This is a genomic window from Nocardia sp. NPDC051981, from assembly GCF_040680715.1.
GTDB lineage: Bacteria > Actinomycetota > Actinomycetes > Mycobacteriales > Mycobacteriaceae > Nocardia.
In genome coordinates, this window is the sequence record NZ_JBFAXK010000001.1 from 317,443 (window position 1) to 341,224 (window position 23,782).

Genomic DNA, 23,782 nt, shown 5'->3' on the forward strand with positions numbered 1-23,782 from the left:
CGCTACCTCACCCGGCGGGTTCGCATCACCATCCGGAATCGGTGGCTCCGCCTCGCCGCGGCTGCTCGGTATCGGTAGTCGATTCCCGGTACCCGCCGAGCCGTTCCGGGGACTTCGGGGGCGCGGTCGAGACGACCGGCGGCTCCGGAATCGCCAATTCCTTACTGAGATCGGGCATTCCGGGCACCAGATCGGCCAGCTTGGGCAGTCGGTTCCGGTTCTGCGACACCGGAGCCATGAGATCGCGACCCATCCGGGCGACCTCGGCGGCGGCCTGCTGGGCAGCCTCCGTAACCGCTTTGGCGATTTCCGAATAGTCGAGATCCTCGATGCCGGAACCGAATCGGGTCTCGATGACCGTGCCGTCCGCGTTCACGGTGACGGTGACCCGCTTGCCGCGCGCCGTCGCCGAGGCGGTCAACGCCGCGCGCTCGCGCTGCAGCCGGGTGATGGTGCGCATCTGTTCGGCGAATCCGTCGAGGATGGTCGCGAGATCGTCCTTGGCCTGCTCATTGCTCATTGCTGCGACTGGCCTTTGAACGCGTCGGCATTGGCCTGCTCGGTCTTCTCGAGCTCGGCCGCCGAATCAAGCTGCCCCTTCGAGAAATTCCCGAAGGTGCCCGCCATGTTCGTGGCACCCTCGACAATGTTCTTCTTGCTGGCCAGGTATCCCTGTGCACCATTGGCGAACTGGCTACCCAGGCTGTCGGTGCCCCACGGCTGCCCGAGCGCGGCGCTGCGGGACTCCAAATCGTCCACGACACCCTGGATTCCGTCTCGCACCTCGCCGGTCTTCCGCGAGGCCGTGATCAGCAAATCATGGTAGGACTCCAGCCGACTGCCGCTCATAAGAGTTGACCTTGTCAGCCCAGGGCAACCAGTCAGTAGCCGGAATATTAACGGAGAGTGCCGATTCGGGCGGAGCCTGGGCTCCACCCGAAGCCGTCACACCAGTTCTTCCCCGCGCGCCTCCATATGCTGCAGCACCCGTTCCACCCGCCCCGCAATGTGATCCACCAGCTGCTGCGTGCTCATGCCCACCGCCCGCATCTCGGTCTCGTCCAGGTCGATGACATACCGCCCGTCACCGGGCAGATCGCGCCACAACACGGTCGTCTCCAGGACACCGCGCGGACCGTAGATGGACCGGCCCTGCAGCACCCGGACGAATCCGGTCCACTCGGCGGGCCGGTTCCAAAAGGCCAGGCTCAGCGCATCGTTCGAATCGTCGAAGGAATCGAAGGCGAACGACTGCCTGACCTCGTACGGATCTCGCTCCTGCGGCTCCACCACGATCGGCACCGAGGGTCCGCGGGCCGCGTCCGCGGTGGGCAACTGTGCGCCGATGAGCCCCGGCAGCTCCGACGGCTCGCATTCGGTCACCGTGAAACCTCTGCTGTGATAAATGGTTTCACCCGGCGTCATGGTGATCATCACGGCACGGTGGCCGCGCTGCGCACCGTGCACCCGAATTCGCTTGTCCGGATTGTCAACATCGCTGTCACACCACGCCGACGAGATCACGAACACCTCCGGATCTCGCACCACCTCGAACACCGCGCTCAGACCCGCGCTGATGCGCTCTTGCAGTTGAGGTTCCAGAGCTGCGAGTTCACGCTGGTAATCGTCGTAAAGCTCCGTGCGGCTGGTGTACGCCAGCGGGACCGGCATCCACCCGTCCAGGTAGCGGTTGCACAGCACCTTGAACTCATCGTCGGTGAACTCCCAAATCACTGCTCCACCACCGGAACCGCCGCCTCCGGGAGCTCGAGCCGCTGTTCCAGGTCCCGTGCCAGCGCCTCCACGAAGGTCACCGGTCCGGCCACCGACTCGGCCCCGGCGACGGCCCCGCCGGAGGCACCGTCCGTAGCGCCCGCCGCGATCACCGGCTGGGCGGGGTCACCGCCGAGAGCGGTGCCGCCGAACAAATTGGTGAACGACGGTGCGGCCGTGGCCCTCGCGGTGACCGGGGTGATCACGGCACCCGCCGGCGACGCGTCGGGCACTCCGGCGGCGGGCTGCGGCGTGTCCGGCGCGGTGGTGAGGCCGAGCAGCTGGCCCAGCTGCGCCAGCTTCGTCGGATCCTGCTCGACCGCCGCGAACGCCGTTGTCACCTTGTCCTCGGACACCCCGAACAGGTGGGCCAGCGTGGACGTATCGCTGGTCTGCAGGGCTGACTGCAACTGCTGCAACAGGGTCGGCAGCTGTTGCGACAGCGTCGATACGCCCGTGGTCATCCCGGTGAGCAGTGACGTGAGCGCGCTGGTGATCTGCGACATGTCCGAACTACCCGAGCTACCGGTGGAGGCATTGGGCGAGCTCGCGTTGGGATTGGAGCCGTTGGGGTAGGAGCCATTCGGATTCGTTCCGTTGGGGTAGGAGCCATTCGGATTCGTTCCGTTCGGGTTGGTCCCGTTCGGATTCGTTCCGTTCGGGTTGGTCCCGTTCGGATTCTGATTCTGGCTCGGGTGGTTCTTGTTGGGGTCGGTCTTGTTCGGATCGGTCTTGTCGTGCTTTTGGTCGTAAGGGTTCTGCGGGTGCGTCTGGCCCTTGGGCTGGTTCGCCCCGCCGCCTCCATTGCTCCCGCCACCGCCGCCGTTGCTCCCCCCGCCACCGCCGGTATTGCTGGGGTCGTTCTTCGGATCGTTCTTGGGGTCGTTCTTCGGATCGTCCTTGGGGTCGTTCTTCGGATCGTCCTTGGGCGTCGGCGGCGGCTTCGGCGCGTCCATCTTCGGCGTCGGCATGATCGGTATGCAGGCCTGGGTGTTCTGGCCCGGATGCATGTAGTCCCGCTCGTAGTAGCGGCGGTAGTTGCCGAGGTCGTCGGTGCACGCCTTGTCCTCGACCTTCTTCGGCATGGTCGACCGGGTCCACGCCATCCATTTGCTGGTGTAGTCCAGCAGCTGGCTCATCGTGCCCATCTGATCGAGGAGCGGTTGAATGTCCGTGGCGTACTTGCGGACCGCCTCGCGCGCCGCCTGGCTACCGGTCCCCTTCCAGCTGTTGCCGAGCGCTTCGATCTCGCCGACGAAGGTCTGGACCCGGCCCTTGACCTTGTCCGCGATCGTCTTGTAGTCCTGGCTCGCCCAGACATACGGGTCGGGATTGATGGTGTTGCCCAGTTTGATGAGGTCTTCCCACTGCATCTGCTGGCCATTGCGCCAATTGCAGAAGACGTCGTCGTGGAAGGCCGCGTCCTTGTTGTGCTTGTCCCTCCAGTCCTTCAGACCATCGGGGAAGTCGTCATCCGGGTGGTCGTCCAGCATGCCCAGCCGGTAGCCCTTCTGCGGCGCGAGTCCCTCGTTCGACGCCGTGGTCGGAACCTTGATGTCACCCAGTCCCTTGATGGTGCCCGCGACCTTGTCCAGCTGCTCTTTCGAGACATCGTCCGCGTACCGGTATGCCTCTCCGGCGGCCTGGAACGTGTCCATCATTCCGGTGAGGATGTCGACATGCTGGCCGAAGATCGTCTGCAACTCGGTGCCGCGCCGAGACAGGCCCTCCGCCAGGTCCTTGCCGGCCAACTCCGAACCGATCTGCGGAAGCGCGTTGAGCTGAAGGTCGCTCACCGCCTGCTTGTACGCGAGCATCGCCTGAATCATGTCGGCGCTCTTGTTCATCCCGGTCTTCGCGGCCTCGGGCTCGAACTGCAACGTGTGCCCGTCGATCTGAGTCCGCAGGTCCGTGCCCCACACTTGCTTCTTGTTGTCAGGTGCCATCGCTAACTACTGTCGCTCCGCCTGGTGTTTGAGCTTTAGATGCCAGCACAGCCTACTTTCGTGAACCCGCCATGGCGCGCAAGGAAATTCAGGGTCGCTCTGCGAGGATGGTTGCCGTGCGGATACTGGTGCAGCGGGTGAGTTCGGCGCGGGTGACGGTGGACGGCGAGGTGGTCGGGAGCATCGACCCGGCCGCGCACGGCGCGCCTCAGGGGCTGGTCGCGCTGGTCGGGGTGACCCACACCGATACCGAGGCCACCGCGAAAGCACTGGCGGACAAACTCTTCCGGCTACGAATTCTGGACGGTGAGCGCTCGGCCGCCGACCTGTCCGCACCCATACTGGTAATTAGCCAATTCACTCTCTACGCCGACACCGCCAAGGGCCGCCGCCCCTCCTGGAATGCGGCCGCGCCCGGGCCGGTCGCTGAACCGCTGGTGGATACCTTCGCGAGCACCCTGCGCAAGCTCGGGGCGACTGTCGCCACTGGGCGGTTCGGGGCGCACATGCATGTCGAGCTCGTCAACGACGGACCCGTCACCATCCTGCTCGAAGGCTGACCTGGGACAACAACCCCCGCGGCTAGGGTGGCGGGCATGCTGCTGTGGATCAATGGGCCCTTCGGCGGAGGGAAGACGCACACCGCGTACGAGCTGCATCGTCGGTTGCCCGGAAGTGTGGTCTGCGATCCCGAGGAGGTCGGGTTCGGGCTGCATCGGGTTATCCCCAAGGAGTTTCGACCCGACTTCCAGGATCTACCGGCCTGGCGACAGGGCGTCTTCGAGACATTCGATCTGGTGTTGAGCAAGCACGGCGGGCCGGTGATCGCGCCGATGACAGTGGTCGAGCCCGTCTACTTCGCCGAAACAGTCGGGCGGCTGCGCGAAAAGGGTCACGACGTACGGCATTTCGCGCTCATGGCGCGTCCGGAGACGGTAGTGCGGCGGCTGCGGGAACGGGCGCGCGGGCTGCGGCACGAGAGCTTCGCCATCGACCGGGTGGATCATTGCCTGAATGCCCTGGCTCGACCGGAATTCGCCGACCACATCCACACCGACGAGCTCTCGCTGCGTGAGGTCGCCGACCACATCGCTGCCGCCTCCGGCCTTACCCTGGCCCCTAACACCGACGGCAGACTCCGCACCGACCTACGGCGGATCCTGGTGGGGGTCAGGCATATTCGACTGTCCTGAATCCCGCTGTCGGCGGACCTAGGGTAGCCGTCGGCGAACGGGCCCATGAGAGGACGCAGGAGACCTTGCACCACAGCGGTTTTCGGACCCCGGGTGCCCGACCAGGACCACGATCCGGGAAAGGTCCAGCGGCATTCGTCGGCCATCGCGTCGGTCAGGGCGCAACCGTTGCCCAGAGCCAGCTGCTCGAAGACGGCCCGGATGATTTCTCGGTTGCCCGTGTTGCTCATACGGTCGACGCTACGAGCGGTGCGGGCATGCGAACAGCGAGAATCCCGCATACCCGGTATCACCGACTCGCATGGGCCGGAAACGACCGCACCCGCCTCAGCCGGGGGCTGAAGCGGGTGCGGAAATTGTTGTGCGGAGCCTACTCCGGGCGCAGGGTCAGGATGCGCGGGCCGTTTTCGGTGACCGCGACCGTGTGCTCCCAGTGGGCGGCTCGGGTGCCGTCGTCGGTGACGACGGTCCAGTTGTCGTCCAGCTCATGGGTTTCCGTGGTGCCGAGGGTGAGCATGGGCTCGATGGCGAGGACGGAGCCGACACGGAGTTCGGGGCCCTTGCCGGGTGCGCCCTCGTTGGGCAGGAACGGGTCCATGTGCATTTCACGGCCGATGGCGTGGCCGCCGTACCCGGAGACGATGCCGTACTTGCGGTCGTGCAACTTCTCGGCGGCGTAGGTGCCCTGCTCGATGGCGTGCGAGACGTCCGAGAGCCGGTTACCCGGGACCATGGCGGCGATGCCGGCCTCCATCGAGAGCCGGGTCGCCTCGCTGAGCAGGCGGTCCGCCTCGATGATGGTGCCGACGCCGAAGGTCCACGCCGAATCGCCGTGCCAGCCCTCGAGGATGGCGCCGCAGTCGATGGACACCAGGTCGCCCTCGACGAGGATCTCGTCCTTGGACGGGATGCCGTGCACCACTCGGTCGTTCACCGACGAGCAGATGGAACCCGGGAAACCGTGGTAGCCCTTGAACGACGGGACCGCCCCGGCCTCCCGGATGACCTGCTCGGCCACCTCGTCCAGTTCCCAGGTGGAGACGCCGGGCTTGGCGGCGGCTCGCACCGCCACCAGCGCGCGGCCGACGATAGCGCCGGCCGCCGCCATGGCGTCCAGTTCACCGGCGGTCCGGAAGGGCACCACCCGCTTGCTCTTGCGGCCGAAGACCATTCAGCGACCCAGGGCCTTCAGCGCCCGCTCGTTGACCTCGGCGACATCGCCGACACCCTCGACCGAGACGACCTGGCCGTCGTAGTGCTCCAGCAGCGGCTCGGTCTCCTCGCGGTAGACACGCATGCGGTTGCGGATGACCTCTTCGGTGTCGTCGCCGCGGCCGCGGGCCAGCATGCGCTCGACCACCACGTCCTCGTCGACCACGAAGGAGATGACGGCGTCGAGCTCCTTGCCGGCCTCCTTGAGCATCTTCTCCAGCGCCTCGGCCTGATCCACGGTGCGCGGGTAGCCGTCCAGGATGAAGCCGTTGACCGCGTCCGGCTCGGCGATGCGCGCCTCGACCATGCGGTTGGTCACGTCCGACGGGACCAGGTTGCCGGCGTCCAGGTACTGCTGCGCCTCGCGGCCCAGCGGAGTCTGCTCCGCGATATTCGTGCGGAAGAGGTTCCCGGTGGAGATGTGCGGAACACCGAGCTTTTCCGACAACAGTTCGGCCTGGGTGCCTTTACCGGCACCGGGCGGTCCGAGCAGTACGAGTCTCACTTCAGGAACCCTTCGTAGTTTCGGTTCATCAACTGGCTCTCGATCTGTTTCACGGTATCGAGGCCGACGCTCACAATGATCAGCACGGAGGTACCACCGAACGGCAGGCTGGACACGCCGCCACCTCCCGAGCCGATGCCCAGCAGCAGGTTCGGGAGCACCGCAACAGCGCCGAGGTAGAGCGAGCCGGGCAGGGTGATCCGGCTCAGGACGAAGTTCAGGTAATCGGCGGTCGGCCTGCCCGGGCGGTAGCCGGGAATGAAGCCGCCGAACTTCTTCATCTCGTCCGCGCGCTCCTCCGGATTGAAGGTGATCGCGACATAGAAGTAGGTGAAGAACACGATCAGGGCGAAGTAGATCGCCACGTAGACCGGGTTACTCGGGTTGACCAGGTACTTCTGGATCAGCTCCTGCCACTTGGCAGGGTTACCGGAACTCTTCTGGGTCAACTGCGCCAACAGGTTCGGCAGATACAGCAGCGAGGAGGCGAAGATGACCGGGATGACACCCGCCTGGTTCACCTTCAACGGCAGATAGGTCGAGGACCCGCCATACATCTTCCGGCCGACCACGCGCTTGGCGTACTGCACCGGAATCCGGCGCTGGCCCTGCTCGACGAAGATGACGCCGACGATGACCACGAATGCGGCGAAACCGACCAGAATGGTGGTGAGCAGGCCACGGCTGTCGTAGATCTGCTTGCCCTGCGACGGAACTCGCGCCGCGATACCGGCAAAGATCAACAGCGACATACCGTTACCGATGCCGCGCTCGGTGATCTGCTCGCCGAACCACATGACCAGGGCCGCGCCCGCGGTCATGACCAGCACGATGATGATCATGCCGAAGATCGAGGTGTCGTCCAGGATGTCCTTCTGGCAGCCGCGCAGCAGCTGACCGCGGGAGGCGAGCGCGACCAGACCGGTCGACTGCAGCACGGCCAGCGCGATCGACAGATACCGCGTGTACTGGGTCATCTTGTTCTGACCCGACTGGCCTTCTTTGCGCAGTTCCTCGAACCGCGGGATGACGACCGTCAGCAGCTGGATGATGATGCTCGCCGTGATGTACGGCATGATGCCGATCGCGAACACGGACAGCTGCAGCAACGCGCCGCCGGAGAAGAGGTTGATCAGCTGGTAGATACCGGCGTCATTGCCGCCGTTGACCAGGTTGATGCATTCTTGAACGTTCTTGTAACTGACGCCCGGCGATGGCAGCGACGCACCGAGCCGGTAGAGCGCGATCAGTCCCAGCGTGAAGAGAATCTTCCGCCGTAAGTCCGGGGTCCGGAAAGCCGACACGAAGGCGGAAAGCACAGATCCTCCTGGCTAACGACATGGGTCAGGCCACGGATTCAGCGATGGGCTGGTTTAGCCGAAAAACGCCGAGAACCATGACGGTGTTGGCAGACAACACTTGAACTCTAACAGCGGCACCGGGCGAGCTCGCGACTCGCCCGGTGCCATTGCTATTTCAGGTTACCGTCAGGCCAGCTCGGTGGCAGTGCCACCCGCCGCAGTGATCTTCTCCTTGGCGGAGCCGGAGAACTTGTCGGCCGAGACCTGAACGGCCACAGCGATTTCGCCCTCGCCGAGCACCTTCACGAGCTCGTTCTTGCGAACGAGGCCGTTGGAGACCAGCTCGGCCTTGCCGATGGTGCCGCCCTCGGGGAACACGCGGGCGATGTCACCGACGTTCACGACCTGGTACTCGGTGCGGAACGGGTTGGTGAAGCCCTTGAGCTTGGGCAGACGCATGTGAATCGGCATCTGACCGCCCTCGAAGCGGACCGGGACATTCTTGCGAGCCTTCGTACCCTTGGTACCGCGGCCCGCGGTCTTGCCCTTCGAGCCTTCACCGCGACCCACACGGGTCTTCTCGGTCTTGGCACCGGGGGCAGGACGCAGGTGGTGCAACTTGATGGTCATGCGGAAACCTCCTCAACAACAACGAGGTGGCGCACGACGTTGATCAGGCCGCGGTTCTGCGAGTTGTCCTCGCGCACCACGGTCTGGCGGATACCGCGCAGCCCGAGGGTGCGCAGCGACTCCCGCTGGTTCGCCTTGGCGCCGATGCTGGACTTGATCTGGGTGACTTTCAGCTGTGCCATATCAGGCTCCCTGTCCCGCACGCGCACGCAGCATGCCCGCCGGAGCCACGTCCTCGATCGGCAGACCGCGGCGCGCGGCAACCTCTTCGGGACGCTGCAGCATCTTGAGGGCAGCAACGGTGGCATGCACAACGTTGATGGCGTTGTCGCTACCGAGCGACTTGGCCAGAACATCATGGATACCGGCACATTCGAGCACGGCACGGCACGCGCCACCGGCGATCACACCGGTACCGGGCGAAGCCGGACGCAGCATGACGACACCGGCGGCCGCCTCACCCTGAACCGGGTGGGTGACGGTGGAGCCGATCATCGGAACGCGGAAGAAGTTCTTGCGAGCCTCTTCGACACCCTTCTGGATGGCCGCGGGAACTTCCTTGGCCTTGCCGTAGCCGACGCCGACGAGACCGTTGCCGTCACCGACGATCACGAGGGCGGTGAAGCTGAAGCGACGACCACCCTTCACGACCTTCGAGACGCGGTTGATCGCGACGACGCGCTCGAGCTGGTTCTTCTCGGCGGCATTGTCGCGACGGTCGCCACCGCCGCGGCGGTCGCGACCGCCACCACGCTGATCGCGGTTGTCGCTGCCACCATTCTGTCCGGCGGGACCGTTTCCGCCGTCGCGCCGCTGACGTCCCGGCATCAGACGTTCCTTCCGTTCGCAGTGTTGATCATCAGAACTTCAGCCCACCTTCACGGGCGGCGTCAGCGAGAGCCGCGATACGGCCGTGGTAGTCGTGACCACCACGGTCGAACACGACCGCCTCGACACCGGCAGCCTTGGCGCGGGCGGCGATCAGCTCGCCGACCTTGGCGCCCTTGGCGGACTTGTCACCCTCGAGAGCGCGCACATCGGCCTCGATGGTCGACGCGGCGGCAATGGTCTTGCCGGCGGAGTCGTCGATCAGCTGGGCGTGGATGTGGCGCGAGGAGCGGTTGACCACCAGGCGCGGACGCGCGGTGGTGCCGACGACCTTCTTGCGCAGACGGAAGTGACGACGCGTCTTGGACAGGCGGCGCGCGGTCGATGCGTCCTTGCCGATCGGCTTGCGAGCGGCCTTCTGCTTTTCGGTTTGTGCCATGGCTTACTTACCCGTCTTTCCGACCTTGCGGCGAACGACCTCGCCGGCGTAGCGGATGCCCTTGCCCTTGTACGGATCGGGCTTACGCAGGCCGTGGATCACCGCGGCGATCTGGCCGACCTTCTGCTTGTCGATGCCGGACACCGAGAACTTGGTCGGGGACTCCACCGCGAAGGTGATGCCCTCGGGCGCGTCGACCGGAACCGGGTGGCTGTAGCCCAGGGCGAACTCGAGGTTCGAGCCCTTGGCCTGCACGCGGTAACCGACGCCGAAGATTTCCATCTTCTTCTCGTAGCCCTGCGTCACACCCACGATCATGTTGCTGATCAGGGTGCGGGTCAGACCGTGCAGGGAGCGGTTCTGGCGCTCGTCGTTGGGACGAACCACCTCCAGCTCACCGGACTCGGCCTTGGCGACGGTGATCGGCTCGGCGATCACGTGCGAGAGGGTGCCCTTGGAACCCTTCACCGTGATGTTCTGGCCGTCGATGGTCACCTCGACGCCGGCGGGAACCGGGATCGGCTTCTTACCGATACGCGACATTGTTCCTACCTCCCTTACCAGACGTAGGCGAGGACTTCGCCGCCCACGCCCTGCTGCTTGGCCTGACGGTCAGTGAGCAGACCCGAGGACGTGGAGATGATCGCCACGCCCAGGCCGCCGAGCACCTTGGGCAGGTTGGTGGACTTCGCGTAGACCCGGAGGCCCGGCTTCGACACGCGGCGCACACCCTGCAGGGAACGCTCACGGCTCGGGCCGTACTTCAGGTCGACGATCAGGGTCTTGCCGACGGTCGCATCTTCGGTGCGGAAGTCGGCGATGTAGCCCTCACGCTTGAGGATCTCGGCGATGTTCGCCTTGAGCTTCGAGTGCGGAGCCTTCACCTGATCGTGGTACGCCGAGTTGGCGTTGCGCAGACGGGTCAGAAAGTCTGCGATCGGATCAGTCATGGTCATGTGTTTGACCGGTACCTTCCTGCCGCGGTTCCCATTCAGCACCGTCTGAGATCGGCGGTCGTGGGCCTACGACAATTCGGGGCGGTCCAGCCGGGAACGCCCGACCGGATGATTCGCTTGCGCCCGGAACACGCCGCAGACAGACGCCTGCGGACACACAGGTGCCCAAGCAACCGGACCAGTGTAGGCAATCGTCCTGGTCCACCCCAAATCGGGGTGCCCGAATCCGAAGCCGGTGACCTGCACCACGTGGCGTCTTTCGACCGAGTCACCGAGCTTTATACCGGGTGGCCTGTCCGACGCCGTCCGGCACCACGGCGACAGACCCATCGACCGGCGAGTCGCACTTGAAACCAGTCGTCCGAATTTACTCGACAAGGGAGTTGGGCCGGTGCCCTACGTGACCACCGATGACGGAACCCGTGTCCCAGCAGCAGAGCGGGCCCGTCGGTCTGGGTGTACTGCATGTGTGAACCCTTTGCGCCGGTGCGAGATTCGACTCCCCCGCGATAGGGGTAGACGGCCCGACGTCTACCACCGGTCTGGGACAACCCCGCGTCTTACCGGACCCACCGCGGCGTTGACAGGATTGGATGCGGCGATATCCTGGCCGCGACTTGGCGGGGACGGTCAGGCTTTCGCTCTCCTCGCACCATGAGCGGTGCGATACCGGCGACGTGCGGGGCCAGGTGGCATGAACGGTGCCGCGTCCGGGTCGAGTCTCACGGAGTAGCCTGCGCCCGTGTCATTGGACAAGCTCGTCGTCGAGGATCTGAGCCTCGAAGAGTATTTCGACGAAACCACGTTCTGGCGGGGACTGAACTACGCCGAGCAGGGGCGGGTGCTGTCCGCCGAATGGGCGCCCGAGGCCCGGCAACTGCAAGGCGCGATCCGCGGCAAAGGGCCGGCGGTACGCGACGACTGATCAGACCTGAAGGCCGGCGGCTTCGGCCTGAACCTCACCGAGGCCGACTACTGCTTCCTGCTCGACCCCTGGTGGAATCCCGCCACCGAGGCGCAGGCGGTGGACCGCACCCACCGCATCGGCCAGACCCGAAACGTCATGGTGTACAGGCTGATCGCGCGCGACACCATCGAGGAGAAGGTGATGCGCCTCAAATCGCGCAAGGCCGCACTGATCTATAGCGTGCTGGATGAGGGCGGCGGTTTCAGCGGCGCGCTGGGCGCGGAGGACATCCGGGCGCTGTTCGATTAGGGGCGAGGGGGTGGCGGCGTCGCCCCGTAGGGACCGTGCTGCGAGGTCCACATTGTGGACCTCCGAGCAGGCGCCCAGCGGCGGGGATCGCAACGCTCGCTACCCGAACACCTCGTCGAGGCTGCCAGCCGTCAACACTGCCGCGGACCATGCCCGCAGCTGGCTCGAATCCGCAGCATGTACCTGCGAAACGACCGCTGCCAGCAACTTCTTCCCGAACCGGCCAGCGCAATAGCATTGCATAGCATCACTCGCTATAGTTGATGCATGACTCGAACCATCACCCAGGCTGAGCTGCGCAATGGCAGTGCGGGCGTCATGGATGCCCTGGAAGCCGGTGAAGACTTCGTCATCACTCGCAACGGGCGACCGGTCGGCGAGCTGAGGCCGATATCCCCCCGCCGGGACATGACGACCACAGAGCTCAAGACGCTGCTCGCTCGCATCGGACGCAGCAGCTCCGCCGCCGAAGAACGCGCGGAGATCGACTCCGCCTTCGGCGAGGATCGCCTCGATGACTGATCCGATATCGGCTGGACGGTGCCCCGAGGGACTGTTCGACACCTGCGTTCTCATCGATATCGATCTCATCGAGGATTCCAGACTGCCCGTGCGACCGCGGATCAGCACGGTGACCCTGGCCGAGCTCGGTTTGGGGATAGCTCTAGCGGCAACACCCCAGGCACTCGCCCTTCGTACGGAGCGTCTACTAGCGATCGAACACGGCTTCGATGCGCTGCCATTTTGCACCGCATCCGCTCGACGCTTCACGTCGATGGCGAAACTCGTTGTCGCATCAGGCCGTAGCCCGAAACCCCGCAAAATGGACTTGATGATCGCTGCCATCGCCTCGGCAAACGACCTGCCTCTGTTCACCCGCAACGCGGACGACTTCAAGGGTTTGGAACCGCTGCTGACCGTCGTACAAGTGTGAGTCACCACGTACGTGACATGACACCGCCGCTCCAATCTCCTTCACGGCCAATGGTTCGCGGGTAGGAGATCAGACGGTAGCCCCAGGCGCATGAGGAAGGCTCAGAGTCGACACTGGGGCGTTCGGCGACCAGCGTAGCCGCCGCGACAGGGATGCCGTCGCACCACGGGCACGCGGTCGAACCGAATGCCGGGCCGGTGGCGACTCGCGATATCCCGCCCTGGGCCTCATCGCCCGCCGGGTCACGGTCCGCCCGGCAAGCGGCGGCGGCCGAGTTGATCGACTGGTCGGCTCTCGATCCAGGCGAGAACGTGCGAGCTGCGTGGCGACAACGGACCGTTGGAGGTTTTGTTGGAGCGGTTGGTGCGGCAGTCGTGGGGTTCGTTTCCCAGTGGATGCGGTCGCCGACCCGATCCTGCTGCGCGACAGCAAATACCTACGCGCCCCCGCGAACGACCCAGCGGCCCAGCCGATCATCACCCTCACCCCGGGAGCGTGGATCCCGTTCCTGCACAACATCCTCGACGAATCCGGCCACGACACCGACGACGAAAACCACACGACCTACCCTTCCATCGAGCCACAACCCGGCGGCGATGGGCGGCGAACCCGTCGACAGCGCGCCCCCGGCACCCCCGGCCATGATGCTGCGGGCCGCGGCCCTGGCCGCCGGCGGGTTCTCGCGGGCGAGCGCGATGCCACCGCATCGGAACCGAGTGGGGACGAGGCCGTCCAGCCCTCAACCGGAGCCCCAAGATTGATCGGGTTCCGGACGTGAGCGCAATCGATGGAACGGGCGGCCGCTCGCACATAGGGTAGGGCGGGTGAACCGGAAGCGAGAGACACGCGGCAGCCTTCGAGTGGTGAGCTCGGCGGAGGCTCCCACCGAGTGTGAATGCGGCGAGTGCGGCGACGTCGACCCCGAGACGGCGAGGCAGGACATCCTGCACGCGCTCGAGCACTTCATCGATCCGGTAGAGGCCGAACTCTTCGGCGGAATGCTGCTGGCGACCACCCGCCTGGCCGGTGACGACCTGGAGGAAACAGGAATCACCCCAATGCTTCCGGCGCTCCTCGCCCTGGGTGAGAACGCGTCCGCGGTGCTGGCTGTGCTGGCGTCCCTCGGTACGGGCCGCCTCGGGCAGGAGGCCGCCGCCGAACTCGATCGGTTGCCGACGCGCGGATCCGCGCCGTGGATCGAGGAACTGGCCCAACCGGTGACCGCCCGAGACTTCCTGGCCATGACCGAGTCCGACGACGAAACCTTCGTACTGTCAGCATGTTTCGACCGAGCGGACCGGTCACATGCGATCATCCTGCTCGTCGAACCAGACCACTGCGGCGCAGCGGCCAGCATCAATCTGATCGACTCGCACCATTTGCCGGCCGCACTCGACGAGGTCCGACAACACGCGTGCGAGGCCGGACTCACCTTCCACGAAACACCGCTCAGCCCAGCCGAATTCCGCTGGCGCGCCGAGGTGGCGCTGGATCGCCGCGCAACGCACGACCGCGAGGATCTCGACACCGCCGACCTGGCCGACATCATCGACCTGGGCGACGAGGACGGCCCCGGATATCACATCGTGCTCCCGCTGTTGCAGGCCCGGCTGCGCACACTGCCGAAGTCACCGAAACCGATTCCGGCCCACCCGCAGTCGTCACCCGACGACCTGCTGGACATGCTGCGCCAGTTCACGACTGCGGCCGGCCGCCCCCTCGGCTCGCCGAGGCCCCGCAAGCTGCCGGCCAAGCGCAAGACCCGCGACGGCCGGGCGCCGATCTACCGGCTGCGGGTCGACCTACGCGGTGCCAAGCCGCCGATCTGGCGGCGACTCGAGGTACCGGGCGACATCCCGCTGAACGAACTGCACGATGTGTTGCAAGTCGCGTTCGAATGGGACGACGACCATTTGCACGTATTCGAAACCGATTTCGGCGATTTCGGCGAGCCGGACCCCGAGTTGGGTCGTCGCGCCGAGACCAAGGCGACGTTGGAACAGGTCGCCAGCGGCGGCGCGAAGCTGGTCTACACCTACGACTTCGGCGATGACTGGGAGCACACCATTCTCGTCGAGCACATCGGCCCTGCCGAAGCCACGGCCGAGTACCCTCGCTGCACCGGCGGAAGGCGCGCCGCTCCGCCGGAAGACTGCGGCGGAATCTGGGGATACGAGAACCTGCTGGCGACCCTTGCCGACCCGAGCGGCCAGGAGCACGAAGACCTGCTGGAGTGGCTCGGCCTCGACGCCGCCGACGATTTCGACCCCGCGCAATTCGACAAGAACGCTATCAACTCGGCATTGGCGCGCATGCGCGGCGCGCGAAATACACGCAAGCGTAGGTAGATTCGACGTTGAAGTAGCAGACCCTTGCGGCGGGCGGAGTCCAGCCACTCCATGTGGTGCTTGCCAGTCAGCCCATCTGCGTAGATATCGTCCGCCCGCACCGGTGGCCGGTCGTCGAAGGCGAACCTGCCGAGTCACCGACAACCGGTGTAACCTAGCAATATCCGCCATCGAATGGCGTTCTCGCGCCAATTTCTCAGTTGTAGTGCGAGGTTAGAACGGTTGGACTTGCCGCCCATGACGACGACCTCGTGGCGTGCGTCGTGTTCGGTCCGCTTTTGGGCCAGCAGTTGGAAGCCGTCCAGGCGGACGCCGTCCGCAAGCGGATAGCGGCTGTAGATCCCCGAGCGGCTACCAGCACCCCCCGAACTACCAACGGCCAGGCCTTTTTCCGCCGCGCGGACCTCACCTCCCATCAACGGTTCGGCCACCTTCAGATTTCGATCCACAACCACCAGCCTAGGTAGAGATCGTCGAATGTCTGCCCGGGCGCAGAGGCCTCGGCCAACATGGTTTGAATATCGAGTTCCGCGCCCTGGTAGGTGGCGATCGTGAACGGGGCCGACGGGGTGTTGGAGCGGAGGAGCGCCATTGAGCTGCCGGGGGTTTCGCGCTCGCGGATACGGACCGTGCGTGAGGCGGCGTCGAGATCGGATTCGGCGGGAGGTGCTGCCGAGGTCACCAAGCAGGCCGAGCGAGCCGGAGCGGAGTCACGGAATCGAGCCGGGCGGCGAAATCCACTGTGTCGGTTGGCCGGTCACGCCGGCGACCGTCTCGAAATCATGGTCGTAGTGGAGAATTGTGAGGTTATGGGTGGCAGCTGTGATAGCTACCAGCAGATCCGTGACGCCTACGCTGCGATGTCGGCCGGATTCGGTGAGGGATTGTTGTATGCGATGAGCCCGTTGCCATCCATCGTCGGGCATGACAACCCATCCGAAGAGCTCGGACATGAGATCCTTCTTGCGCAGTCGGTCCGCCAGGGAAGTCGCGCTGAAGAGGAACTCGAGTTCGACAACGTCGCAGCTGGCGACGACCCCGGCGGTCAGTGGCTCTTCCCAAGCCTTGCGCAGAGATGGATTCGAGAACAACCGTCCCGCGGCCGAAGTGTCGATCAAGTAGTGGATCATGGGCGGTAGTTGCCCTTCTCGAGCAGGATGTCGAAATCACCCCGCTCCCCCATCTCCGCTAGCTCCGCGAGAGCCTTGGCTCGTTTGATCCGCTTCGCGACCTCGATGAGTGCGGCATTCACCGTGTCCTTCTTGGTGGATGTGCCCAGAATGCGCTGGGCCTCCGCGAGTGCCTCATCATCGACTTCGATCAGAAGTTTGGACATGGACGAACTCCTCACCGACTCGCCTATATATGTGATATCAGATCCAAATATACTCGATATCGAGCAACGGTGCGCGCAGCCGGCAAGTAGTTGCGCCAATGCCGATCGAATCGGCTGGGCAATCGGTCGGTCACGAGGAAGCCGGTGTCGGTCGCCCGCCCGTATTGCTAGGCTCCCCGCTCTGACGATGGGGGAAGGACCGGTTTTTATGCCAGGGAAGATCGGGACAGCCACCGATAGACCGCGCAAGCGCTCACTTCGGGTGTCATATCTGCTACCGGCGACGGTGGCGGCCGCGCTGGTATCGAGTGGGTGCGTCGCCGCCCCCTCGGAGCGTGCGGCCCCTAGCACTACCCTGCCGCCGATCGCCCTCACCACTGTGCGACCGACAACCACCACACGAGTCCCGACCACTACGGTCCCGACAACCACCACACAGGCCCCGACCACCACCTACGCGGACACCGAACCGACCGATGTGGCGATCTGCATGGACCCGGAAACCAACGTACGGGTCGACGATGACCTTTGCGACACCGACGAGGACACGTATTCACGCTTCTGGCTGCATCATTCCTCGTCGCTGATCTACCCCGCCGTCGGCGCGGTCGTAGGCCTGACGCTGGGCAGCTTCATCCGCCCCGCCACCGGCCGCGTCCTCGACCGCGGCGTCCCCGCGGCCGGCGGCCGGGTGTTGCGCGGCGGATTCGGCGGCCATCTCCCCAGCGGCGGCAGCTGAAGCCTCATCGCGCCGAAGGCCCCCGCCGAGACGGATCTCGGTGGGGGCCTTCGGGTTTGGTATTACGCGGTCACCAGGACCAGCAAGTCACCAGGACGACTTGTGGACGCCCGGGAGTTCGCCGCGGTGGGCCATCTCGCGCAGGCAGACACGGCACAGGCCGAACTTGCGGTAGACGGCGTGCGGGCGGCCGCAACGCTGGCAGCGGGTGTAGGCGCGCACCGCGAACTTCGGCTTGGCGTTGGCCTTGTTGATCAGAGCCTTCTTAGCCATGGATCAGTTCTCCTTGAACGGGAAGCCGAGGTGCTTGAGCAGGGCCCGGCCTTCTTCGTTGTTGGTGGCGGTGGTCACCACGGTGATGTCCATACCACGCGGACGGTCGATCTTGTCGACGTCGATCTCGTGGAACATGGACTGCTCGGAGAGACCGAAGGTGTAGTTGCCGTGGCCGTCGAACTGCTTCGGCGACAGACCGCGGAAGTCGCGGATACGCGGCAGCGCGATCGAGATCAGACGATCCAGGAACTCCCACATCCGGTCGCCGCGCAGGGTGACCTTCGCGCCGATCGGCATGCCCTCACGCAGCTTGAACTGCGCGATGGACTTGGTCGCCTTGCGGATCTCGGGCTTCTGGCCGGTGATCAGGGTGAGGTCGGCGACCGCACCGTTGATCAGCTTGGCGTCACGGGCGGCGTCGCCGACACCCATGTTGACGACGACCTTCACCACGCCCGGGATCTGCATCACGTTGGCGTAGTTGAACTCGTTGTTCAGGGCCGGCTTGATTTCCTCGCGGTAGCGGGTCTTCAGGCGCGGCTGCACCTTGTTCTCAGTAGAAGTCATCTCAGATGTCCTTCCCGTTGCGACGGGAGATGCGGACCCGCTTGCCGTTCTCATCGGTGCGGTAGCCCACGCGGGTCGGCTTGCCGTCGGAGTCGACGACCATCACGTTGGAGGCCTGGATCGGCGCTTCCTGGGTGACGATGCCGCCCGAGCTGGCGCCACGCTGGTTCGCGGAGTTCGCGACGTGCTTCTTGATGCGGTTCACGCCCTCGACGAGGACCTTGCCGGTCGCCGGGTAGGCCTGGATGACCTTGCCCTTGGCGCCCTTGTCCTTGCCCGAGATCACGATGACCGTGTCGCCCTTGTGCACCTTCATGGTTACAGCACCTCCGGGGCCAGCGAGACGATCTTCATGAAGCGCTTCTCACGCAGCTCACGGCCGACCGGGCCGAAGATGCGGGTGCCACGCGGATCGTTGTCCGCCTTGATCAGCACCGCGGCGTTCTCGTCGAACTTGATGTACGAGCCATCCGGGCGACGACGCTCCTTGACGGTGCGCACGACGACGGCCTTGACGACCTCGCCCTTCTTGACGTTGCCGCCGGGGATGGCGTCCTTGACAGTGGCGACGATGATGTCGCCGATGCCGGCATAGCGACGCGACGAACCACCGAGAACGCGGATGCAGAGGATCTCCTTGGCACCCGTGTTGTCGGCGACGCGCAGCCGCGACTCCTGCTGAATCACTTCAGCTCCTCCTAGACCTGGACGATATGCACGCCGGATTGCCGACCCGACGGGCATGGTCAGTTGCCCTTCAGCTGAGCCAATGGCCCGCTCCGCGGGTACGCGGGGCAGCGCCTGCCAGCGGTTTTTCACCGAACAGGAGAACAACCACTGTGGGTTCGCGGCCGAAGTGCGGGCATAGCTCCCGCAGGCAACCGGAACAGTTTAGCGAAGACCCTGTTCAGGGTGAAATCGGGGGCGAGACACCTGGCTCGGCGCGGATTCAGATTTTCCTCAGTCGGGTCAACTAGCGTCGGCGCGAGCAACGTCCGAGCTGTTCCGATCATCCGGTAGAGGAGATTCGCGTTGTCCGAGCGCCCCATCGCTCTCGACCGCCGTACGTTCCTGATCGCCCTGGGCCTGGCGCCCGCGGTGGCCGTATTGCCCGCCTGCTCCCCTGACTCCCAGTCGTCGAAACCGCCGACGGGCCCGGACATGTCCGGCTCGGATCCGACGGTGCGGCCGCAGGACGATCTGTACCGGTTCGTCAACGGGAAGTGGCTGCAGGAGTATCAGCTGCCGCCGGACAAGTCGTCGTTCGGGACCTTCGACGACGTGCAGGAGCGCGTCCAGGGTCAGCTGAGGGAGATCATCGAGGGGATCCGCGATCCCAAGGCCGGGTCGGACGAGCAGAAGATCCGCGACCTCTACGACGCGCGGATGAACCGGGACGAGATCGAGACGCTCGGCATGACGCCGCTGCAGGACATGTTCGATCAGATCGACAAGGCCGCGACCAAGCCGGATCTCGCGCATGTGATGGGCGGATTCACCAATGTGGGTCTCATCGGCCTGAGCGTGGGCCCGGACCCGAAGAACTCCAATGCCTATCTCCCCTCGATCGAGCAGTCCGGGCTCGGTATGGGAGAGCAGTACTACCGCAAGCCCGAATACGCCGCCCGGCTCGCCGCGTATCGGACGTTCATGCAGCGCCTCGCCGCCGGAGCCGGATTTCCGGACCCGACGGCGATGGCCGACCGGGTGGTGGACCTGGAGACCCGCATCGCCGGATTCCATTGGGACAATGTCAGAACTCGCGATACCGACGCGACCTACAACCTGATGACCTGGACCGAGCTGACCGCGCTGGGACCGCAATTCGATTGGGAACCTTGGCTTTCGGGTAACACCGACCGGCCGAAGAACATGTTCGACAAGGTCGATGTTGCCGAACCGTCGTTCGTGACCGGCGCGGGGCAGCTGTGGGCCGACGTCGACCTCGCCGCCTGGCGCGAGTACCTGAGGCTGAGCCTGGTGCGCGCGTACGCGCCCTATCTGCCCAAGGCGATCGCCGACGCCAATTTCGATTTCATGGGCAAGGTGGTCAAGGGGCTGCGGGAACAGCCGGAGCAGTGGCGGCGGGCCGTGGAAACGGTCAACGACGCCGTGGGCGAAGCGCTCGGAAAACAGTACGTGGACAAGCATTTCCCGGCGGAGGCCAAGAAGCGGGCGCTCGAGATGGTCGACGATCTGCGCGCGGCGTATCGCGAGAACTTCCAGAATTCGACGTGGATGTCGCCACCCACTCGGGACGCGGCCATCGCGAAACTCGGGAAGATCAACGCTAAGATCGGCTACCCGGACAAGTGGGAGGATTACTCCAAACTCACGGTCACCAGGGGCAGGCTGGTCGAATCCCTGCGCGCCTCGGACACTTTCGCGGCGAAGCGGATGTTCGATCGGCTGGGGACGCCGGTGGACAAGTCGGAATGGGCCATGCCGCCACAGACGGTGAACGCCTACTACAACCCCAGCGGGAATGAAATCGTGTTCCCCGCGGCCTTTCTGCAGCCGCCGTTCTTCGATCCGGATGCCCAGCCCGCGGTGAACTATGGTGCGGGCGGTGCGGTGATCGGGCACGAGATCGGCCACGGGTTCGACGATCAGGGCTCCAAGTACGACGGGGACGGCAATCTGAAGGATTGGTGGACACCGGAGGACAAGGCGGCCTTCGCAGCCAAGACCAATCAGCTGATCGCGCAGTACAACGCGCTGGTGCCGGCGGGCCTGCCGCCTGATCAGCACGTCAACGGCGAGCTCACGGTCGGCGAGAATCTGGCGGATCTGCGGGGACTCGAGATTTCCCTGTCGGCCTATCGGATGGCCGAGAAGCGCAAGGGGACGGACACTCCCGACTATCGGCCGATGTTCGAATCCTGGGGCCGGACCTGGCGCACCAAGATGACCACCGAGGCGCTGCAGAGTCAGATCGCATCCGATCCGCACTCCCCGGCCGAATTCCGGTGCAATCAGGTGGTACGGAATCTGGGCGAGTTCTACAGCACCTATCACCTTAAGGACGGCGACAAGGAATACCTGCCGCCGGACCAGCGCGTCACGCTCTGAGAACGCGACAACCCGCGCGAGGCCGCCGTCCCCGGTAGCCTCGCGTCGGTATCGCAGCTTCGGGGAGAGGTAGTGCCTGTGAGTTCGTCGGATCGTCCGGCCGGTATGGACCGTCGTCGTTTTCTGATCGCGCTCGGTCTCGCGCCGGCCGTCGCCACGCTGGCGGCGTGTGGCAGCGATACGAAGAACACGGTCACCTCGACCCAGCTCACCGGCCCCGACATGTCCGGGTCGGACGCGACGGTGCGGCCGCAGGACGACCTGTACCGGTTCGTCAACGGCAAGTGGCTGCAGGAGTATCAGCTGCCGGCGGACAAGGTGTCGTTCGGGACCTTCGACGATGTCGCGGATCGGGTCCAGGGCCAGCTGCGCGAGATCATCGAGGACATCAAGGATCCCAAGCCGGACACACCCGAGCAGCAGATCCGCGATCTGTACGACGCCCGGATGGATGTCGACACCATCGAGCAGCTGGGCCTCACGCCGCTCGCCGACATGTTCGCCGACATCGACAAGGCCGCGGGCAAGCCGGAACTGGCCAAGGTGATGGGCGCGCTGCCGATCGGCGGGCTGATCGGGCTGGGCGTTTCGGTGGACCGGAAGAACTCCAAGGCATACATCGCCTCGGTCGGTCAGTCCGGAATCGGCTTGAGCGAGCAGTACTATCGCAAGCCCGAATACGCCGACAAGCTGGCCGGATACAAGGCATACCTGGAGAAGATCGCGACCGGGGCCGGATTCCCGGACCCGGTGGCCATGGCGGGCCGGGTGCTGGATCTGGAGAAGCGGATCGCGGCCGGATTCTGGGACAACATCAAACTGCACAACACCGAGGCCAGCTACAACAAGATGTCGTGGACCGACATGGTGGCACTGGCGCCGCAATTCGATTGGGATCCCTGGCTTTCCGGGAACACCGATCGGCCCAAGAGCCTGTTCGCGACGGTGATCGTCGGCGAGCCGTCGTTCGTCACCGCGGCGGGGCAGCTGTGGCACGACGTGGATATCGCGGTGTGGCGGGACTACTTGAAACTGGCGCTGGTGCGGGAGTTCGCCCGGTTCCTGCCGAAGACGCTCTCCGACGCCAACTTCGAATTCTTCGGCACCGTGATGAGCGGGCAGCAGCAGCGGCCGGAGCGGTGGAAGTCGGCGGTCGGCACCGTCGACAGCACGGTGGGCGAGCAGCTCGGAAAGCTGTACGTGGCCAAGCATTTCCCGCCCGAGGCCAAGGATCGGGCGATGGACATGGTGGCCGACCTGGTCGCGGCCTACAAGGACAACTTCACCAATTCGACGTGGATGTCGCAGCCCACCCGGGACGCCGCGCTGGTCAAGCTGGGCAAGATGGGCGTGAAGATCGGCTATCCGGACAAGTGGGAGGACTACACCGGGCTGAAGATCACTCGCGGCCAGCTCATCCAATCCCTGCGCGCCGCCAATGTTTTCGGCGCCAAGAAGATGTTCGACAAGCTGGACAAGCCGGTCGACAAGACCGAGTGGGGTATGACGCCGCAGACGGTGAACGCCTACTACCAGCCGGTCAACAATGAAATCGTGTTCCCCGCAGCCTTTTTGCAGCCGCCGTTCTTCGACCCGAAGGCCGAGGCGGCGGTCAACTACGGCGCGGGCGGCGCGGTCATCGGTCACGAGATCGGCCACGGCTTCGACGATCAGGGCTCCAAGTACGACGCCGACGGCAACCTGAAGGACTGGTGGACCGCCGAGGACCGGGCGAAGTTCGACGCCCGCACCAAGAAGCTCGTCGACCAGTACAACGGCCTGGTCCCCGCGGGTCTCGACCCCGCGCACCACGTAGACGGCACCCTCACCCTCAGCGAGAACGTGGCCGACAACCGCGGCCTGCAGATGGCCTTCGCCGCCTATCGCATCTACCAGAAGCGGGCCGGCGTCGAGAACCCCGACTATCAGCCCATGCTCGAATCCTGGGGCCGCAACTGGCGGTCCAAGCAGACCCCGCAGTACACCGAGAATCTGCTCGCCAACGACTCCCACTCGCCCGACGAGTTCCGTGCCAACCAGGTGGTCCGCAACCAGGCCGAGTTCCACGCGGCCTTCACCACCAAGGACGGCGACAAGCTCTTCCTGGCCGAGGACCAGCGCGTCACCTTCTGACCCACCACGATCGCGGCGGGATCCGGTCGTTCAGGCCGGATCCACCAGTTCCCGGGGTGCGGCCAGCCGCCAGGAGTCGGTGACGATGGCCGTCAGCTCATCGTGGTCGTCCAGGGCGGCGAGTCGCACCCGCACCCACGCGTTCCCGGCCTCGTGCGGGGCGATCCAGAATTTCTCCGGCTCGGCCTGCACCAGTTCGTCCCGATCCACGATGGGGCACCGGACCGCCATGGAGGTCTCGTTCTCGGGCAGGGTCAGGAACAGTTTCCCGGCCACCCGGAAGGTGGGCATCTGCCATTCGAACTGTTCGGTGGTGCGCGCCAGCGCGAGCGCCACGGCCCGCACCTGATCCCCGGTCGCCGTCATGATCTCGATGCT

At 65.2% G+C, this 23,782-nt stretch carries 32 protein-coding genes and 1 pseudogene; 11 read left to right on the forward strand and 22 right to left on the reverse strand.

Annotated features, from left to right (window positions below; all coding sequences use genetic code 11):
• Positions 1-25: 25 nt before the first annotated feature.
• The 4 genes from AB0L60_RS01340 to AB0L60_RS01355 all read right to left on the reverse strand — a co-directional run bounded on the left by AB0L60_RS01340 (position 26) and on the right by AB0L60_RS01355 (position 3,719).
• Complete coding sequence (locus AB0L60_RS01340; protein ID WP_364605570.1) at positions 26-520, reverse strand: YbaB/EbfC family nucleoid-associated protein; 495 nt, start codon at positions 518-520, stop codon at positions 26-28.
• Positions 517-849: a hypothetical protein gene (locus AB0L60_RS01345; protein WP_364605572.1), complete on the reverse strand. Its 333-nt coding sequence runs from the start codon at positions 847-849 to the stop codon at positions 517-519. Before AB0L60_RS01345 ends, AB0L60_RS01340 begins: the two co-directional genes overlap by 4 nt.
• Positions 850-945: 96 nt before the next feature.
• On the reverse strand, positions 946-1,734 hold the full coding sequence (locus tag AB0L60_RS01350; protein WP_364605574.1) for an ESX secretion-associated protein EspG: 789 nt from the start codon (positions 1,732-1,734) through the stop codon (positions 946-948).
• The gene (locus tag AB0L60_RS01355; RefSeq protein ID WP_364605576.1) at positions 1,731-3,719 is read right to left on the reverse strand and encodes a WXG100 family type VII secretion target; all 1,989 of its coding nucleotides are present in this window, start codon (positions 3,717-3,719) and stop codon (positions 1,731-1,733) included. The genes AB0L60_RS01350 and AB0L60_RS01355 overlap by 4 nt, the downstream gene beginning before the upstream one ends.
• A 116-nt stretch (positions 3,720-3,835) precedes the next feature.
• Between AB0L60_RS01355 and dtd the strand changes: the two genes are divergently transcribed.
• Together dtd and AB0L60_RS01365 are read left to right on the forward strand one after the other, a co-directional pair.
• Positions 3,836-4,279 carry a D-aminoacyl-tRNA deacylase gene (gene dtd, locus AB0L60_RS01360; RefSeq protein ID WP_364605578.1) on the forward strand — a complete coding sequence of 148 codons (444 nt, stop codon included), beginning with the start codon at positions 3,836-3,838 and terminating at the stop codon, positions 4,277-4,279.
• A gap of 36 nt (positions 4,280-4,315) precedes the next feature.
• The gene (locus tag AB0L60_RS01365; protein WP_364605580.1) at positions 4,316-4,912 is read left to right on the forward strand and encodes an AAA family ATPase; all 597 of its coding nucleotides are present in this window, start codon (positions 4,316-4,318) and stop codon (positions 4,910-4,912) included.
• A 370-nt stretch (positions 4,913-5,282) separates the two neighbouring features.
• On the opposite strand, the gene map is transcribed toward AB0L60_RS01365, so the two are convergent.
• From map to rpsH, 9 genes are all read right to left on the reverse strand, one after another.
• Entirely contained in the window at positions 5,283-6,083 is an 801-nt protein-coding gene (gene map / locus AB0L60_RS01370) for a type I methionyl aminopeptidase (RefSeq protein ID WP_364605582.1), read from the reverse strand.
• Positions 6,084-6,629, reverse strand: a complete 546-nt coding sequence (locus AB0L60_RS01375; protein ID WP_356996993.1) for an adenylate kinase — start codon at positions 6,627-6,629, stop codon at positions 6,084-6,086.
• Positions 6,626-7,948: a preprotein translocase subunit SecY gene (secY, locus tag AB0L60_RS01380; protein ID WP_354830507.1), complete on the reverse strand. Its 1,323-nt coding sequence runs from the start codon at positions 7,946-7,948 to the stop codon at positions 6,626-6,628. Before secY ends, AB0L60_RS01375 begins: the two co-directional genes overlap by 4 nt.
• A 168-nt stretch (positions 7,949-8,116) precedes the next feature.
• On the reverse strand, positions 8,117-8,560 hold the full coding sequence (gene rplO, locus AB0L60_RS01385) for a 50S ribosomal protein L15 (protein WP_364605585.1): 444 nt from the start codon (positions 8,558-8,560) through the stop codon (positions 8,117-8,119).
• The gene (gene rpmD, locus AB0L60_RS01390) at positions 8,557-8,742 is read right to left on the reverse strand and encodes a 50S ribosomal protein L30 (RefSeq protein ID WP_364605587.1); all 186 of its coding nucleotides are present in this window, start codon (positions 8,740-8,742) and stop codon (positions 8,557-8,559) included. The genes rplO and rpmD overlap by 4 nt, the downstream gene beginning before the upstream one ends.
• Before the next feature lies 1 nt (position 8,743).
• Entirely contained in the window at positions 8,744-9,388 is a 645-nt protein-coding gene (gene rpsE, locus AB0L60_RS01395; RefSeq protein ID WP_364605589.1) for a 30S ribosomal protein S5, read from the reverse strand.
• Positions 9,389-9,419: 31 nt separating this feature from the next.
• A complete protein-coding gene (rplR, locus tag AB0L60_RS01400) occupies positions 9,420-9,827 on the reverse strand; it encodes a 50S ribosomal protein L18 (RefSeq protein WP_040855278.1) in 408 nt (135 codons plus the stop codon).
• Between the two features lie 3 nt (positions 9,828-9,830).
• The gene (rplF, locus tag AB0L60_RS01405; protein WP_354830514.1) at positions 9,831-10,370 is read right to left on the reverse strand and encodes a 50S ribosomal protein L6; all 540 of its coding nucleotides are present in this window, start codon (positions 10,368-10,370) and stop codon (positions 9,831-9,833) included.
• A 14-nt stretch (positions 10,371-10,384) separates the two neighbouring features.
• Positions 10,385-10,783 carry a 30S ribosomal protein S8 gene (gene rpsH, locus AB0L60_RS01410; RefSeq protein WP_364605592.1) on the reverse strand — a complete coding sequence of 133 codons (399 nt, stop codon included), beginning with the start codon at positions 10,781-10,783 and terminating at the stop codon, positions 10,385-10,387.
• Positions 10,784-11,525: 742 nt separating this feature from the next.
• Here rpsH and AB0L60_RS01415 point away from each other — a divergent pair.
• From AB0L60_RS01415 to AB0L60_RS01440, 6 genes and pseudogenes are all read left to right on the forward strand, one after another.
• Positions 11,526-11,708, forward strand: a complete 183-nt coding sequence (locus AB0L60_RS01415) for a hypothetical protein (RefSeq protein ID WP_364605594.1) — start codon at positions 11,526-11,528, stop codon at positions 11,706-11,708.
• Between the two features lie 6 nt (positions 11,709-11,714).
• Positions 11,715-11,999, forward strand: a pseudogene (locus AB0L60_RS01420) (C-terminal helicase domain-containing protein); the annotation flags it as partial.
• Positions 12,000-12,266: 267 nt separating this feature from the next.
• Positions 12,267-12,521: a type II toxin-antitoxin system prevent-host-death family antitoxin gene (locus AB0L60_RS01425; protein ID WP_364605596.1), complete on the forward strand. Its 255-nt coding sequence runs from the start codon at positions 12,267-12,269 to the stop codon at positions 12,519-12,521.
• A complete protein-coding gene (locus tag AB0L60_RS01430) occupies positions 12,514-12,933 on the forward strand; it encodes a type II toxin-antitoxin system VapC family toxin (RefSeq protein ID WP_364605598.1) in 420 nt (139 codons plus the stop codon). The genes AB0L60_RS01425 and AB0L60_RS01430 overlap by 8 nt, the downstream gene beginning before the upstream one ends.
• Before the next feature lie 391 nt (positions 12,934-13,324).
• Entirely contained in the window at positions 13,325-13,711 is a 387-nt protein-coding gene (locus AB0L60_RS01435) for a hypothetical protein (RefSeq protein ID WP_364605600.1), read from the forward strand.
• A gap of 85 nt (positions 13,712-13,796) precedes the next feature.
• Positions 13,797-15,281, forward strand: coding sequence for a plasmid pRiA4b ORF-3 family protein (locus AB0L60_RS01440; RefSeq protein ID WP_364605602.1), 1,485 nt, complete (start codon positions 13,797-13,799; stop codon positions 15,279-15,281).
• Between the two features lie 134 nt (positions 15,282-15,415).
• Here the strand turns inward: AB0L60_RS01440 and AB0L60_RS01445 are convergent, their stop codons facing one another.
• From AB0L60_RS01445 to AB0L60_RS01460, 4 genes are read right to left on the reverse strand one after another with little or no spacing between them, the layout of a single operon-like run.
• A complete protein-coding gene (locus AB0L60_RS01445) occupies positions 15,416-15,730 on the reverse strand; it encodes a hypothetical protein (protein ID WP_364605604.1) in 315 nt (104 codons plus the stop codon).
• Entirely contained in the window at positions 15,715-15,963 is a 249-nt protein-coding gene (locus AB0L60_RS01450; RefSeq protein WP_364605606.1) for a hypothetical protein, read from the reverse strand. Before AB0L60_RS01450 ends, AB0L60_RS01445 begins: the two co-directional genes overlap by 16 nt.
• A 28-nt stretch (positions 15,964-15,991) precedes the next feature.
• Positions 15,992-16,399, reverse strand: coding sequence for a PIN domain nuclease (locus tag AB0L60_RS01455; protein ID WP_364605608.1), 408 nt, complete (start codon positions 16,397-16,399; stop codon positions 15,992-15,994).
• Between the two features lie 8 nt (positions 16,400-16,407).
• Positions 16,408-16,617 carry a type II toxin-antitoxin system VapB family antitoxin gene (locus AB0L60_RS01460; protein ID WP_354830522.1) on the reverse strand — a complete coding sequence of 70 codons (210 nt, stop codon included), beginning with the start codon at positions 16,615-16,617 and terminating at the stop codon, positions 16,408-16,410.
• Positions 16,618-16,996: 379 nt separating this feature from the next.
• On the opposite strand from AB0L60_RS01460, the gene AB0L60_RS01465 reads away from it, so the two are divergent.
• Entirely contained in the window at positions 16,997-17,356 is a 360-nt protein-coding gene (locus AB0L60_RS01465) for a hypothetical protein (protein ID WP_364605610.1), read from the forward strand.
• Between the two features lie 87 nt (positions 17,357-17,443).
• Here the strand turns inward: AB0L60_RS01465 and AB0L60_RS01470 are convergent, their stop codons facing one another.
• Genes AB0L60_RS01470 through rplN form a run of 4 tightly spaced genes read right to left on the reverse strand, consistent with a single transcriptional unit; the run spans position 17,444 to position 18,886 of the window.
• Positions 17,444-17,629: a type Z 30S ribosomal protein S14 gene (locus tag AB0L60_RS01470; RefSeq protein WP_029923637.1), complete on the reverse strand. Its 186-nt coding sequence runs from the start codon at positions 17,627-17,629 to the stop codon at positions 17,444-17,446.
• A gap of 3 nt (positions 17,630-17,632) precedes the next feature.
• The gene (gene rplE, locus AB0L60_RS01475; RefSeq protein WP_120741133.1) at positions 17,633-18,199 is read right to left on the reverse strand and encodes a 50S ribosomal protein L5; all 567 of its coding nucleotides are present in this window, start codon (positions 18,197-18,199) and stop codon (positions 17,633-17,635) included.
• Between the two features lies 1 nt (position 18,200).
• The gene (gene rplX, locus AB0L60_RS01480) at positions 18,201-18,515 is read right to left on the reverse strand and encodes a 50S ribosomal protein L24 (RefSeq protein WP_040804283.1); all 315 of its coding nucleotides are present in this window, start codon (positions 18,513-18,515) and stop codon (positions 18,201-18,203) included.
• Positions 18,516-18,517: 2 nt separating this feature from the next.
• Positions 18,518-18,886, reverse strand: a complete 369-nt coding sequence (rplN, locus tag AB0L60_RS01485) for a 50S ribosomal protein L14 (RefSeq protein WP_033090674.1) — start codon at positions 18,884-18,886, stop codon at positions 18,518-18,520.
• Positions 18,887-19,231: 345 nt separating this feature from the next.
• Here rplN and AB0L60_RS01490 point away from each other — a divergent pair, with 345 nt between their 5' ends.
• Positions 19,232-21,271 (forward strand): M13 family metallopeptidase, encoded by a 2,040-nt coding sequence (locus AB0L60_RS01490; RefSeq protein WP_364605614.1) that lies wholly within the window; start codon positions 19,232-19,234, stop codon positions 21,269-21,271.
• Positions 21,272-21,349: 78 nt separating this feature from the next.
• Positions 21,350-23,404 (forward strand): M13 family metallopeptidase, encoded by a 2,055-nt coding sequence (locus AB0L60_RS01495; RefSeq protein WP_364605616.1) that lies wholly within the window; start codon positions 21,350-21,352, stop codon positions 23,402-23,404.
• 30 nt (positions 23,405-23,434) lie between these two features.
• Here the strand turns inward: AB0L60_RS01495 and AB0L60_RS01500 are convergent, their stop codons facing one another.
• Positions 23,435-23,770: an MmcQ/YjbR family DNA-binding protein gene (locus AB0L60_RS01500; protein WP_364605618.1), complete on the reverse strand. Its 336-nt coding sequence runs from the start codon at positions 23,768-23,770 to the stop codon at positions 23,435-23,437.
• Positions 23,771-23,782: the final 12 nt, after the last annotated feature.

Bases quoted from the DNA above. Each gene is read 5' to 3' on its own strand.
- AB0L60_RS01340 (WP_364605570.1), bottom strand. From the start codon at position 520: ATGAGCAATGAGCAGGCCAAGGACGATCTCGCGACCATCCTCGACGGA.
- AB0L60_RS01345 (WP_364605572.1), bottom strand. From the start codon at position 849: ATGAGCGGCAGTCGGCTGGAGTCCTACCATGATTTGCTGATCACGGCC.
- AB0L60_RS01355 (WP_364605576.1), bottom strand. From the start codon at position 3,719: ATGGCACCTGACAACAAGAAGCAAGTGTGGGGCACGGACCTGCGGACT.
- AB0L60_RS01365 (WP_364605580.1), top strand. From the start codon at position 4,316: ATGCTGCTGTGGATCAATGGGCCCTTCGGCGGAGGGAAGACGCACACC.
- map (WP_364605582.1), bottom strand. From the start codon at position 6,083: ATGGTCTTCGGCCGCAAGAGCAAGCGGGTGGTGCCCTTCCGGACCGCC.
- rplO (WP_364605585.1), bottom strand. From the start codon at position 8,560: ATGACCATCAAGTTGCACCACCTGCGTCCTGCCCCCGGTGCCAAGACC.
- rpmD (WP_364605587.1), bottom strand. From the start codon at position 8,742: ATGGCACAGCTGAAAGTCACCCAGATCAAGTCCAGCATCGGCGCCAAG.
- rpsE (WP_364605589.1), bottom strand. From the start codon at position 9,388: ATGCCGGGACGTCAGCGGCGCGACGGCGGAAACGGTCCCGCCGGACAG.
- rplR (WP_040855278.1), bottom strand. From the start codon at position 9,827: ATGGCACAAACCGAAAAGCAGAAGGCCGCTCGCAAGCCGATCGGCAAG.
- rplF (WP_354830514.1), bottom strand. From the start codon at position 10,370: ATGTCGCGTATCGGTAAGAAGCCGATCCCGGTTCCCGCCGGCGTCGAG.
- rpsH (WP_364605592.1), bottom strand. From the start codon at position 10,783: ATGACCATGACTGATCCGATCGCAGACTTTCTGACCCGTCTGCGCAAC.
- AB0L60_RS01425 (WP_364605596.1), top strand. From the start codon at position 12,267: ATGACTCGAACCATCACCCAGGCTGAGCTGCGCAATGGCAGTGCGGGC.
- AB0L60_RS01430 (WP_364605598.1), top strand. From the start codon at position 12,514: ATGACTGATCCGATATCGGCTGGACGGTGCCCCGAGGGACTGTTCGAC.
- AB0L60_RS01460 (WP_354830522.1), bottom strand. From the start codon at position 16,617: ATGTCCAAACTTCTGATCGAAGTCGATGATGAGGCACTCGCGGAGGCC.
- AB0L60_RS01470 (WP_029923637.1), bottom strand. From the start codon at position 17,629: ATGGCTAAGAAGGCTCTGATCAACAAGGCCAACGCCAAGCCGAAGTTC.
- rplE (WP_120741133.1), bottom strand. From the start codon at position 18,199: ATGACTTCTACTGAGAACAAGGTGCAGCCGCGCCTGAAGACCCGCTAC.
- rplX (WP_040804283.1), bottom strand. From the start codon at position 18,515: ATGAAGGTGCACAAGGGCGACACGGTCATCGTGATCTCGGGCAAGGAC.
- AB0L60_RS01500 (WP_364605618.1), bottom strand. From the start codon at position 23,770: ATGACGGCGACCGGGGATCAGGTGCGGGCCGTGGCGCTCGCGCTGGCG.